This window comes from Nocardiopsis codii (assembly GCF_036327455.1).
GTDB classification, from domain to species: Bacteria; Actinomycetota; Actinomycetes; order Streptosporangiales; family Streptosporangiaceae; genus Nocardiopsis; species Nocardiopsis codii.
Window position 1 is genome coordinate 307996 of the sequence record NZ_JAUZMY010000003.1, and the last position, 11596, is coordinate 319591.

13 protein-coding genes are annotated in these 11596 nt (G+C 72.8%); 6 read left to right on the top strand and 7 right to left on the bottom strand.

Annotated elements, in window-relative coordinates:
- Positions 1–21 precede the first annotated feature (21 nt).
- On the bottom strand, positions 22–471 hold the full coding sequence (locus Q8791_RS05100; protein WP_330090390.1) for a VOC family protein: 450 nt from the start codon (positions 469–471) through the stop codon (positions 22–24).
- 74 nt (positions 472–545) lie between these two features.
- On the opposite strand from Q8791_RS05100, the gene Q8791_RS05105 reads away from it, so the two are divergent.
- Positions 546–1157, top strand: a complete 612-nt coding sequence (locus tag Q8791_RS05105) for a CGNR zinc finger domain-containing protein (RefSeq protein ID WP_330090391.1) — start codon at positions 546–548, stop codon at positions 1155–1157.
- 97 nt (positions 1158–1254) lie between these two features.
- Here the strand turns inward: Q8791_RS05105 and Q8791_RS05110 are convergent, their stop codons facing one another.
- Positions 1255–2322 (bottom strand): hypothetical protein, encoded by a 1068-nt coding sequence (locus Q8791_RS05110; protein ID WP_330090392.1) that lies wholly within the window; start codon positions 2320–2322, stop codon positions 1255–1257.
- 92 nt (positions 2323–2414) lie between these two features.
- Between Q8791_RS05110 and Q8791_RS05115 the strand changes: the two genes are divergently transcribed.
- A complete protein-coding gene (locus Q8791_RS05115; protein WP_330090393.1) occupies positions 2415–3140 on the top strand; it encodes a 3-keto-5-aminohexanoate cleavage protein in 726 nt (241 codons plus the stop codon).
- A 202-nt stretch (positions 3141–3342) separates the two neighbouring features.
- On the opposite strand, the gene thpR is transcribed toward Q8791_RS05115, so the two are convergent.
- Positions 3343–3933 carry an RNA 2',3'-cyclic phosphodiesterase gene (thpR, locus tag Q8791_RS05120; protein WP_330090394.1) on the bottom strand — a complete coding sequence of 197 codons (591 nt, stop codon included), beginning with the start codon at positions 3931–3933 and terminating at the stop codon, positions 3343–3345.
- Positions 3934–4024: 91 nt separating this feature from the next.
- Here thpR and Q8791_RS05125 point away from each other — a divergent pair, with 91 nt between their 5' ends.
- Positions 4025–4747, top strand: coding sequence for a sulfite exporter TauE/SafE family protein (locus Q8791_RS05125; protein ID WP_330090395.1), 723 nt, complete (start codon positions 4025–4027; stop codon positions 4745–4747).
- Between the two features lie 68 nt (positions 4748–4815).
- On the opposite strand, the gene Q8791_RS05130 is transcribed toward Q8791_RS05125, so the two are convergent.
- Together Q8791_RS05130 and Q8791_RS05135 are read right to left on the bottom strand one after the other, a co-directional pair.
- Complete coding sequence (locus tag Q8791_RS05130; RefSeq protein ID WP_330090396.1) at positions 4816–6201, bottom strand: MFS transporter; 1386 nt, start codon at positions 6199–6201, stop codon at positions 4816–4818.
- 154 nt (positions 6202–6355) lie between these two features.
- Positions 6356–7825 (bottom strand): NCS2 family permease, encoded by a 1470-nt coding sequence (locus tag Q8791_RS05135; RefSeq protein ID WP_330090397.1) that lies wholly within the window; start codon positions 7823–7825, stop codon positions 6356–6358.
- Between the two features lie 219 nt (positions 7826–8044).
- Here Q8791_RS05135 and Q8791_RS05140 point away from each other — a divergent pair, with 219 nt between their 5' ends.
- Positions 8045–8311, top strand: coding sequence for a DUF2530 domain-containing protein (locus Q8791_RS05140; protein WP_330090398.1), 267 nt, complete (start codon positions 8045–8047; stop codon positions 8309–8311).
- Positions 8312–8366: 55 nt separating this feature from the next.
- Positions 8367–9863: a DUF7059 domain-containing protein gene (locus Q8791_RS05145; RefSeq protein WP_330090399.1), complete on the top strand. Its 1497-nt coding sequence runs from the start codon at positions 8367–8369 to the stop codon at positions 9861–9863.
- A gap of 64 nt (positions 9864–9927) precedes the next feature.
- On the opposite strand, the gene Q8791_RS05150 is transcribed toward Q8791_RS05145, so the two are convergent.
- Together Q8791_RS05150 and Q8791_RS05155 are read right to left on the bottom strand one after the other, a co-directional pair.
- Positions 9928–10071: a hypothetical protein gene (locus Q8791_RS05150; RefSeq protein ID WP_330090400.1), complete on the bottom strand. Its 144-nt coding sequence runs from the start codon at positions 10069–10071 to the stop codon at positions 9928–9930.
- Positions 10072–10089: 18 nt separating this feature from the next.
- A complete protein-coding gene (locus tag Q8791_RS05155) occupies positions 10090–10515 on the bottom strand; it encodes a hypothetical protein (RefSeq protein ID WP_330090401.1) in 426 nt (141 codons plus the stop codon).
- 190 nt (positions 10516–10705) lie between these two features.
- Here Q8791_RS05155 and Q8791_RS05160 point away from each other — a divergent pair, with 190 nt between their 5' ends.
- Positions 10706–11566 (top strand): MOSC domain-containing protein, encoded by an 861-nt coding sequence (locus tag Q8791_RS05160; RefSeq protein ID WP_330090402.1) that lies wholly within the window; start codon positions 10706–10708, stop codon positions 11564–11566.
- Positions 11567–11596: the final 30 nt, after the last annotated feature.

Genomic DNA, 11596 nt, shown 5'->3' on the forward strand with positions numbered 1-11596 from the left:
CGCCCCCGGGGGCGCCCCGCGTCACTGGACGTCGAACTCGTTCCCCTCGGGGTCCCGCATGCAGACGTGCGAGGCCCCGGGCTCCTCCACGGACCGCACGTAGGTCGCCCCCAGCTCCTCCAGCCGCCTGACGGTGTCGGCCCGGCGCTCGGGGCCCACCTTCAGGTCGAGGTGCACCCGGTTCTTCACGGTCTTGGGCTCGGGCACGACCTGGAAGAGCACGCGGCGCCCCAGCCCGATCCCGTTGGTCTCGTCCACCGGGTCGTCGGGGTGCCGGATGGCGACGACCGTGGCGAAGACCTTGCGCCCGTCCACCTCCCGGTAGTCCTCCTCCTTCACGATCCCCTGCGCGACCAGGCGGTCGATGAGCACAGTGTTGTCCTCCGGCTCGTACTCCAGTGCCCGCGCCCAGAACAGTGAGAGGGCGACGGGGTCCGCGCAGTCCACCACGAGCTGCCATTCCACGGCCATCGGGGGTCTCCTCGCCTCGTCCCCGGGACCATCCGGCCATGGCCCCGGCAAGTGATTCCAGTTATACTGGTTACATGACCCGGAGTACAGCCGCCCTGCCGATGAACCCCGCACACGGCGCGCCCTTCGCCTTCGACCCGGGCGCCCTGTCCCTGGAACTGCTCGTCACCGGGGGCCCCGGCGCGTACGCGCGCTACGAGATCCTCCACGAGCCCCGGGACCTCGCCGACTGGCTCGCTCTGTCCCGGCTCCGCCTGGATCCGGAGCTGGTCGGCGTCTCCGAGTCGGAGCTCGGGGCCGCCCGGCGCCTGCGCGACTCGCTCCGGCGCATGGCCGACGCGCGCACGCGCGGGCTCCCCCTTCCCCCGGAGGACGTCGCCGAGGTCAACCGGGCCGCCGCCCACCCCCCGCTGGCCCCGGCCATGAGCCCCGGCGGGGAGCGCTCGTGGGTCCAGCCCGCCGACGCGACCGCCGTCCTGTCCGCCTTCGCCCGCGACGCGGTCGACCTGTTCACCGGCGACCTCGCCAACCGGATCCGCGAGTGCGGCTCCCACGACTGCCAGCTGGTCTTCGTCGACGCCTCGCGCCCCGGCCGACGGCGCTGGTGCTCCATGGAACGCTGCGGCAACCGCCAGAAGGTCCGGGCGCTGCGCGCCCGGAGGGAGACGGCGGAGGAGGCGCCGTGACGGCCGGCCTCTCGGGACCGCCGGGGATGCCGGGCAGGAGAGCGGCGCGTCCCGGCCCCTGTGACCGACCAGCCGACCCCGACGGGCCCGGGCGGCGTCAGCCCCGGCGGGCGAGCAGGACGATCCCGCCGATGAGCACCGCCGCGACCGCGACCCCGCCCAGGATGAACGGCAGCGCGCTCCCGTCCCCGCCGCCCCCGTCCGCCCCGTCCCCGCCGTCCTCCCCGGACGGGGAATCCGCCTCCGCCGCGACCTCCACCGGTTCGTCGGTCAGGTACCGGTCCTCCAGGGGGATCCGCCACACGGGCGCGTTCAGTCCCTCGGTCCCCGCCATGAGCGCGGTCCCGTCGGGCGTGAACGCCACCGACTCGCCCTGCTCCGACTCCGGCAGGTCGAAGGAGCCGAGCGGCCGGCCCGGCACCCCGTCGGTGGAGTCGTAGACCGTGGCCCCCCAGTAGGTGCGGATCACGTACCGGGTGCCGTCCGGGCCGAACGCCGCGTCGGTGGCGAACAGGGGCGCCGAGTCGATGCGCTCCAGCACGTTCGCGCCCTCGGGATCCAGGACCTCGGGAGCCGCGTAGAGGCCCCCGGAGAACTCCTTGGACACCACGTACATCCGCCCGTCGCGCGGATCGATCATCATCGACTCCGCGTCCCTGCCGCCGTCCGCGTACGTGAACGTCAGCGTCACCGGTTCGACCACCCCGTCGGCGAGGACCTCCGGTTCCGGGAACCGGTACACCCTGTACTCCGCCCAGCTGCCGCCGAAGTTGTCGCCGATGTCGGCCACGAAGACCGAGGGCGCCCCGTCGGGCCCCTCCGCGACGGCGACCGCCTCCCAGTCGCGCCGTTCCAGGCCGAGGGCGATCGTCGCGAGCGTCTGCCCGGAACCGTCGACCGCGTACACCTCGCTCGGGTGCTCCCCGCTGTCGTTGTGCGTCCACCACACGCCCTCGTGCAGAGCGGAGGGCGCGATGCCGCTGGACTCGGAGATCCTCGCGTCCTGGAACTCGAACGCCACCTCCGACCCCTCGGGCCCCTCGCCGCCCCTCGGGTAGTCGACTCCCCCGCTCGGGGCCTCCGGGTCCTCGGGGGAGGCCAGCGCCGGGGCGGCGGGGAGTACCGCGAGCAGTGCGGTCGCGACCAGCGCGAGCGGTCTTCTCATGGACGCCATCCTGCCAGGGCTCGGCGGAAGTGGCTTGCACCCGGGTGCGAGCGGGCACATTCGGCTTACGGAGCGCCGTAAGGAGAGCCTTCATGAGGATCGTCGCCTGCCTGAACGGGGACCGCCGCCCTGGGGCGCACCCCGCTCTGCCCGTGTCCGTGGACCAGCTGGTGGCGGACGCCCACGCGGTGGTCGCCGCGGGCGCGGACGCCATCCACGTCCATCCGCGCGACCCCGGCGGCGCCGAGTCGCTGGAACCGCAGGTCGTCGCGCCCCTGATGGAGGGTCTGCGGTCCGACGGCCCGGCCGTGCCGGTGTCGCTGACCACGTCGCTGTCCGCGGAGTCGGACCCGTGGCGCCGCTACGACCTCGTGCAGAGATGGGCGTCCCCGCTGTTACCCGACTCGGTCACGCTCAACCTGCACGAAGCCGGTTCGGTGGACCTGGCACACCTCCTGGACGACCGCAGGGTGGCCGTGGAGGCGGGGGTGTGGACGGTGGAGGCGGCCCGCATCCTGGTCGCCACGAAGATGCGGGTGTCGTCGGTGCTGGTCGAACCCACCCAGGTCGCGCTGGAGGACGCCGAGCGCAACGCCGACGCGATCCTCTCGCTCCTGGACCGGGCGCGGGTGGACGCCCCCCGGATGCTGCACGGGGCGGACGCGACCGCCTGGCCGATGCTGGAGCGGGCCGTGTCCGAGGGCTACGACGTCAGGATCGGCCTGGAGGACACGATGCGGCTCCCGGACGGCACGGAGGCGTACGACAACGCGGCCCTGGTGGCGCACGCGGCGAGCCTGGCCTCCGCCGCCGCCTGACCGGGACCGCGTCCGGGTGCCCGCGGGCCCTGATCACGGAGGGGCGACGGGGGCGGAACCCCGGGGCCGGTGTCGGGGCGGGCGGCGCCGCACGGGCGCGGCCGGGCTCAGCCCACCAGGGCGCCCAGGACCACGATCAGCATGATGGAGCCCAGGACCACAGGCAGCAGCCAGCGCTGCTTGCGGTTGTTGGTGAGCATGCTCATGACGTGCTCCGCTCCGATGGTCGGGTGGGATCCGGCTCCCAGCCTAACGCCCAGGTACGGACGGTCCGGTAGCGGTCCGCCGACTCGGGGAGGCTCTCCACCAGGTGCATCTCGCGCGCCTCCCACCTGCGGCTGCGCAGGGTTCCGAGGGAGTGGACGGTGCTGGCGAGGTCCCGTGCGGGGCGGCTCCGGGCGACCGTGATGTGCGGCACGTACGGGCGGTGGTCGACGGTGACGCCGTTCCGGTCGGCGGCGGCCCGCAGCCGGCCGACGAGGATGTCGAGGGCCTGGGTGTCGCCGTTGACGCCGGACCACAGCACCGAGGCGCGGGCGTTGCTGCGCGGGAAGGTCCCCCAGCCGCGCGCCGCGAGCTCCAGGGGCCTCCGGTTGCGGGCCACCCTCCCGAGCGCGGCGGTGAGTCCGGGCAGAAGGTCGTCGGCGACCTCGCCGAGGAAGAGCAGGGTCAGGTGCCATTCACCGGGAGGCGTCCACCGCAGGTCGGGGGTGTGTCGGCGCCCCCGGTCGACGGCCTCGCGCACCGTCTCCACCACGTCGGGCGGAGGCACCAGGGCAACGAACAGTCTCATCCCCCCATCCTTCCCTCCCCCTGCTCCCCTCCGCATCCCGGGGAGTAGGGTCTGCGGGGCCCCGTCACCGCGTCCCCGGAGCCGCCCGCCCATGCTCGTCATCTCCTGTGTGTTCCTCGTCCTCGCCCTGGGGTCGCTGGTCCGCACCACGACCGGGTTCGGCTTCTCCCTGGTGGCCGTGCCGCCGCTGGCCCTGCTCGTGGACCCGGTGACGGCGGTGGTGGTGGCCGGGCTGATGTCGGCCCCGGTGAGTGTGTGGATCTCCGCACGGGACAGGCGCCACGTGGACCGGCGCCTGGCTGCCCTGTTCCTCGGGTTCGGCCTGGCCGGGGTCCCGTTCGGCGTGTGGCTGCTCAACGCGCTGTCGGAGCGGGTCCTGATGGTGGCCATCGCCGTGATGGTCCTGGCCGGCACGTTCCTGGTGTGGCGGAGGACCCGGATCCCCGGGGGGACCCCCGTCCTGGCGGGGGTGAGCGCCCTGTCCGGCGCCTCGTTCGCGTCGACGGGCATCGACGGCCCGCTGATGGTGGCGGCGCTCCAGGGGACCGGGATGGAGCCACGCGTGCAGCGGGCGACCCTGTCGGTGATGTTCTCGGCGACGAGCGCCGCCTCGCTGGCGGGGTTCTGGGTCAGCGGCAGGTTGACGCCCGTGGTCGGCTCACTGCTGCTGGTCGGGATCCCCGCGATGCTGGTCGGCATGGCGGCGGGCGAGCGGGTCTTCCGGCGGCTGGACGCCGAGCTGTTCCGGCGCGCGGTCCTGGGCCTGCTGCTGATCAGCTCGGTGTCGGTGGTGACGCGGGTGGTCACCGCCTGACCGGCCGGGTCCGGTGCGGGCTCCGGCTTCCGGCCGTGCCCCGAGGACGGCGGGGCACGGCCGGTGTCTCAGGCGCGGGTGACCGCGTCCTCGGGGGGCTGCCGGGGGTCGTCGGACCCACCGGTGAGCTCGACCGCGGTGGCGCCGTCCGCCTCGCGTTCGACCAGGACCCGCTCGACCTCGACGGCCTCCTCCGGTCCGGGGGGCGCGGCCGCCCTCCGCCGTCCCGGGAGCAGGTCGCGCACCCTGACACCGTGCACCCTGAACAGCGGGCCGGTGAGCGCCGCGACCACCAGCACGGTGACCGTGCCGCCGATGACCAGGCTGGCCTGTGGCCCGAACGCGTCGGCCAGCAAGCCCACCGCGGGGGCGCCGATGGGCGCCACGCCCATGAACACCAGCAGGAACATGCTCATGACGCGCCCGCGCATCTGGGGGTCGACACTGAGCTGGAAGGTGGCGTTGAGGGTCGTCACGTAGGTCAGGAAGGCCATGCCCATGGGCACCAGCACCACGATGAACGCCACGTAGCCGGGCATCAGCCCGGCGACCACCTGGAGCACGCCGAAGGACATCGCCCCGATCAGCACCAGGCGCAGCCTGGGCCGGTCGCGCCGGGCGGCGAGGAGCGCCCCCACCAGAGCGCCCACGGCCAGGAAGGCGGCGGCCACGCCGAACGCGGCGGCGCCCGCCTCGAAGACGTTGTTGACCACCAGCGCGATCTGGTTCTGCCCGTTCGCCCCGAAGAACTGGGTGGCGGCGGCCAGGATCAGCAGCAGCACGAGGTCGCGTCTGCCCCCGATGTAGCGCAGCCCCTCGCGGATCTGCCCCTTGCCCCGGGGCACCGGCTCGGTGGTGGTCAGCTCGGCGGTGCGGATCATCGCCAGGGCGATGATCGTGAACCCGAACGAGGCCCCGTTGACGAGGAACACGGGACCGCTGCCGATCACCGCGATGAGCAGACCGGCGATGGCGGGGCCGGTGACCCTGCCGAGCTGGAAGCTGGCGCTGTTGAGGGCGATCGCGTTGGACAGGTGCTCGCGGTCGACCATCTCGGGGACGAAGGCCTGGCGCCCGGGGTTGTCGAGCACGGTGACCAGTCCGAGCGCGAACGCGAACACGTACACGTGCCAGACCTCGGCCGCGCCGGCGGTGGCGAGAACGCCCAGGGCGACGGCGAGCGCTCCCATGACGCTCTGGGTGCAGATCAGCAGCTTGCGCTTGTCCAGCCTGTCGACGAGCGCACCGCCCCACAGCCCGAAGAGGAGCAGGGGCAGGAACTGGAGCGCGGTGGTCATGCCGAGCGCGATGCCGCTGCCGCCGCTGAGCTGGAGGACCAACCAGTCCTGGGCGATGCGCTGCATCCAGGTGCCGGGGTTGGAGAGTAGCTGGCCGATGGCGTAGAGCCGGTAGTTGCGGACGGCCAGCGAGCGGAACATGGCGATACGCCGCATCAGTTCCCCCCGGCCCGGACGGGTTGCCGGGGAGGGACCGATGCGGCCACCGCACCATGGTGTGGACACATAAGTAAACGGCGTTGACTCATCACTGGAGTCAACGCCGCCCACTGTCGCAGGAATTCCCGCCCCATCCCCGGGACGCGAGGGGTCAGCCGATGAGCGCGTAGATCGGAGCCTCGGCGAAGTGGAGGAGGAAGACCGCGGAGACCACCCACATGAGGGGGTGGACCTGGCGCGGCTTGCCCTCGACCAGGCGCACGAACGTGAAGACGATGAACGCCATCCCGATGCCGTTGGCGATCGAGTACGTGAACGGCATGATCACGATCGCGAAGAACGACGCCAGGCCCACGGCCGGGTCCATGAAGTCGATCTTGCCGACCGGCAGCAGCATCATGAAGCCGACGATGATGAGGACCGGGGTGGCGGCCTCGAACGGCACGATGGTGACCAGCGGCGCGAAGAAGGTCGCGACGAGCATCATCAGTCCGGTGACGATGGGCGCGATGCCGGTGCGCGCGCCCTCGGCGACGCCCGCGGCGGACTCCGCGTAGACGGTCGCGATGGAGGCGGAGGCGACACCGCCGAAGATCGTGCCGAACGCGTCCATGGCCAGGACCTCGCGGGTCTTGGGCAGGTTGCCGTCCTCGTCGATCAGGTCTGCCTGGTGGGCGACGCCGACCATGGTGCCCATGGTGTCGAAGAAGTCGGCCAGCATCAGCGTGAACAGCAGCATGACGACGGTGGCGATGCCCACGTCGGACCAGCGGGCCGCGATGTTGAAGCCGCCCTCGGCGAAGAGGCCGATCAGGGAGAGGTCCGGAAGGGCGACGACGTCGCCGAACGACGTCGGCAGGCTCGGGGTGGAGCCCGGAAGCTGCCAGGCGAGGCCCTCACCGCGGTCGCCGAACAGCGACTGGACGACGATCGCGGCGGCCGTGGAGACGACGATGCCCAGCAGCATCGCGCCGGGGACCTTGCGCACGTACAGCGCGATGGTGGTCAGGAGGCCGATGACGAAGACCAGCAGGGGGAGGGTGTTGAGGCCGCCGCTGCCGAGACTGACGATCGTGCCGCCGCCGCCCTGGATGAAGCCGGAGTTGACGAAGCCGATGATCGTCAGGAAGAGGCCCACGCCGACGCCGATGGCGATCTTCAGCCCGCCGGGGATGGCGGCGAAGACAGCGGTGCGGAAGCCGGTCATGACCAGGATCGTGAGGATGATGCCCTCGACGATCAGCAGGAGGAAGACGTCGGACCAGGACATCAGGGGCGCGACACCGTACGCGACGACGGCGTTGAGGCCCATGCCCGCGGCGAGCGCGAACGGGTAGCGGCTGACGATGCCCATCAGGACGCTGCTGATCGCGGCGACCAGGGCGGTGACGGCGACGAGCTGGGGGACCTCCAGGACATCGCCGTTGACGTCGGCGGTGCCGTTCAGGATCAGGGGGTTCAGCACGATGATGTACGCCATGGCGAAGAAGGTCGCCAGACCGCCACGGATCTCGGTGCCGAAGGTGGAACCGCGCTCGGAGATGTGGAAGAAGCGGTCCACGGGGCCCCTGGGGGCGGAGGCCGCTCTGTCGTCGGTGGGGGATGGAGTTGGTGCGTTCACGTCGTCAGCCTGACCTGGTCGTGTTACCGGACAACAAGGATTCTGCGCCAGATTAGTTGCATCTTCATACAACGGCCGACACGTGTTTCACACGAGTTTCATATAAATCACCATATGGTCGGATGATCCGAGGACGGAGTGTGACGAACACTTCCCTGGTCGGAGCTCCGGGCCCGGGAGCACCGGCGCCGCCTCCGTGTGAACGGATAGCCTTGGACCGTGCGCAAACCTCGCCAGCCCGACCCGGAAGTCCATGAGAGCGACTACCGCGTGCCCGCCGCGATCGGCACCCTCGCGTGGGCCGTCGCCCTCGTCGTCCTCGTCGCCATGGGCGACGCCCTCCCCCAGACCGAACGCTGGTGGATCGGCGTCTGCGTGACCGGCGCCGCCCTCGGCGTGTTCGGATTCCTGTACATTCCGCGCCTGCTCCGCAAACGCGACGAGTCCGCCGAGCGCGTGGCCTCCCGCCGTTCCGACACCACCTGACCAGGTCGCACCCCGCTGTCAGCGGGGCACCGCTGTTCTGCCCGATAATGGGCGGGTGTCTGAGACAGAATTCCCGCGCGGCCTCGCCGACCGACTCCGCGGCATCCTCATCGACGCCGACTACACGGTGTCCGGCGTCCGCGACCGGCTCGGCGACGCCGCCGCCCGAGCACTGGCCCGCGAAGAACTGGTGCCCGCCCTGCGCGCCACCGGCGGGGAGGAACGGCTCGGACTGCTGCTGCGCCTGTGGTGGCTCCAGTCGCCCATCCCCGCGCGGGCCGCGCGGGCCGTCCTGCCCGTGGACGAACTGGCCGAGGCCGGGTTGGTCACCGTCGAGGAGGGCGCCGGCGGGCCCGTCGTGCGCGCCCTCGTCCACCTCGGCCCGTGGGACCTGGAGGACGGCAGACCCGGCTTCGTGGTCTCCGACCCCAAGGTGCGGCCCGGCAGCGGCGCCGTCCCCCGCCACGACCACGTGGTGGGCGCGGGCAACGCGTCCGCCACCCTGTCCCAGCTGATCGTCGACGGCCCCGTCGAACGGGCCCTGGACGTCGGCACCGGCTGCGGCGTGCAGGCGCTGCACCTGGCGTCACGGGCCCGCGAGGTGGTCGCGACCGACCTCAACCCGCGCGCCGTGCGCCTGGCCGGGATCAGCCTCGCCCTGTCCGGGGTCGCCGACGCGCGCCTGGCCCAGGGCTCCCTCTACGAGCCGGTCGAGGGCGAGCGGTTCGACCTCATCGTGTCCAACCCGCCGTTCGTGATCACCCCCGACTCGTCCCGGTACACCTACCGGGAGTCCGACCTCCCCGGCGACACCGTCTGCGCCGAACTGGTGCGGCAGGCTCCCGCGCACCTCACCGAGGGCGGCTGGTGCCAGATCCTCGCGAACTGGGTGCACTCCGACGGCGACGACTGGAAGGACCGGGTCGGCGGCTGGGTGACCGGGACCGGCTGCTCGGGCTGGGTGGTCCAGCGCGACGTGCAGGATCCCGCCCAGTACGTCGAGCTGTGGCTGCGCGACTCCTGCGAGCACGGCACACCCGAGTACACCCGGCGCTACGACGCCTGGCTGGACTACTTCGAGCGCGAGGGCATCAAGGGCATCGGGTTCGGCTGGATCAGCCTGCGCAACGACGTGGCCCAGGACGCGACGGTGCGCGTGGAGGAACTCCGCCACGACATCGAGCAGCCGGTCGGCCCGTACCTGCCCGACGTGGTGGACGGTGCGATGACGGCGCTGCGGCTCACCGACGCCGCCCTGCTGTCGGCGCACGTCGCGCTCGCACCCGGTGTGATGGAGGAGCGGGTGGGCAGGCCGGGGGCGCCGGACCCGGAGAAGATCGTGCTGCGCCAGCAGAACGGCCTGCGCCGGGTCGCCCGGGTGGGGACCGTCGAGGCCGCCCTGGCCGGGGTGTGCGACGGCACCATGCCCGTGGGGCCGCTCCTGGACGCCATCGCCCAGCTGATCGGCGAGGACCCGGCGGTCGTGCGGGAGCGGACGCCGGACGCGCTGCGCACGCTCATCTCGGAGGGGTTCTTCCGGGTCGCCCGCTGATCCGCCCACCGCCCCGGCCCCCGGTGGCCGGGGCGGTCCCGTGTCCCGCCCCGGCGACTCCGGCTCAGGCCGGCCCGGCCGGGTCCTCCTCCGGCGGAGCCGTGTAGAAGGCGATGGTCCGCTCCGCCGCGGTGTGGGACAGCTCGAACCGGGAGCGGGTGTCGGACTCCGCGGTCAGGCGGCGTCGGCCGACGTCGGCGCGTCCCACCGGGCGGAGGCCCGTCCGTCACCCCTCCCCGGTGAGGACCACCTCGCCCGTGCCGCGTTCGACACCGTCCTCCACCAGGGCGAACCCCCGATCGTCCGCCGGGACCACGACCTCCGTGCCGCACTCCAGGACGACCGTGTGGGTCTCCCCCGGAGGGAACTCCCGCAACTCGACGGGCAGTCGCACCCCGCACTCACCGGACAGGCCTCCGTGACGGAACTCGATCGTGGGCCGGTACCCGGAGAAGAACGGCGTCCGGCGGCCGTCGTCGCCGTCGTACATCGTGAGGTCCGCGGTGATCTGCTCCCCGGGCGCGAAGACGTGCTCCGCCGGCCCGTCCTGCGCGGGCGTCGCGGGGGGCGGGGCGGCGTCCTCCTCCGCGCCGGAGCAGCCGGTGGAGAGGAGGAGGGCTCCCAGGGCGAGGAGGGGGAGGGTGACGCGCATGGGGGGATCCCGTCGGTGTCGTAACGCGGTCTCGGAGAAGGGGAGGCTATCCGGTGGACCGAGCAGGGTACGACCGCGTGCCCCGACCGGAGCGCCCCCTGTGGTTCGCCCTGCGACCTGCGGCGGCGCACCCCGCCGGAGCGGGGGACTCCCGGAGGGCGGCACGCCGTGCGGACGGTACCGTCTGCCCATGGCCCGAATCTCCGAACTCGTCCACTACCCCGTCAAGGGGTGCGCCGGAACCTCCCTGCGTTCCGCCCTCGTGACCCCCGCCGGGATCACCCATGACCGCACGTTCATGGTGGTCGACGGCGGCGGCGGCTTCCGCAGCCAGCGCAACGACCCCCGGCTGGCCCGTGTGCGGGCCGGGATCGGCGACGACGGCGCCCGCCTGCGCCTGGACACGGACGGGTTCGGTTCCGTCGACGTCGAGGTCGACCCCGGAGGACCCCGACTGGACGTCGTCCTGCACAGGAAGCCGTTCGTGGGCGTGGACCAGGGGGACACGGTCGCCGGATGGCTGTCCGACGTGCTGGGGGCGCCGAGCCGCCTGGTCCGGGTACCCGACGACCACGAACGCCTGACCGGGGGGACGACCCCGGGCACCAGCGGTTTCGCGGACAGCACCGCGGTCCTCCTGGCGTCCGGCTCCTCCCTGGACCTGCTCAGCGCGCGCATCCTGGAGCGCGGCGCCGAGCCCGTGCCGATGGACCGGTTCCGCGCCAACGTCGTGGTGTCCGGGTGGGAGCAGCCGCACACCGAGGACCGGGTGCGCTCCGTCCGCCTGGGGACCGTCGAGCTGGGCTACGCGAAGGTGTGCATCCGCTGCGTGGGGACGACCGTGGACCAGGTGCGGGGCGAGAGGAGCGGGCCCGAGCCGCTGCGGACCCTGGCGGGCTACCGGCGCGCGGACGAGGGCGGGGTGTCATTCGGCGCCATGTTCGCCGTCACCCGTCCGGGCAGTCTGGCGGTGGGCGACGAGGTCGAGGTGAGCGCGTGGGGCGAGCCGGAGCAGGGGCTCGGCGGGCGTCTGGCCGAGGTCCTGGCCTGACCCGGCCCCCGGCGGGGCCGGGGGCCGTGC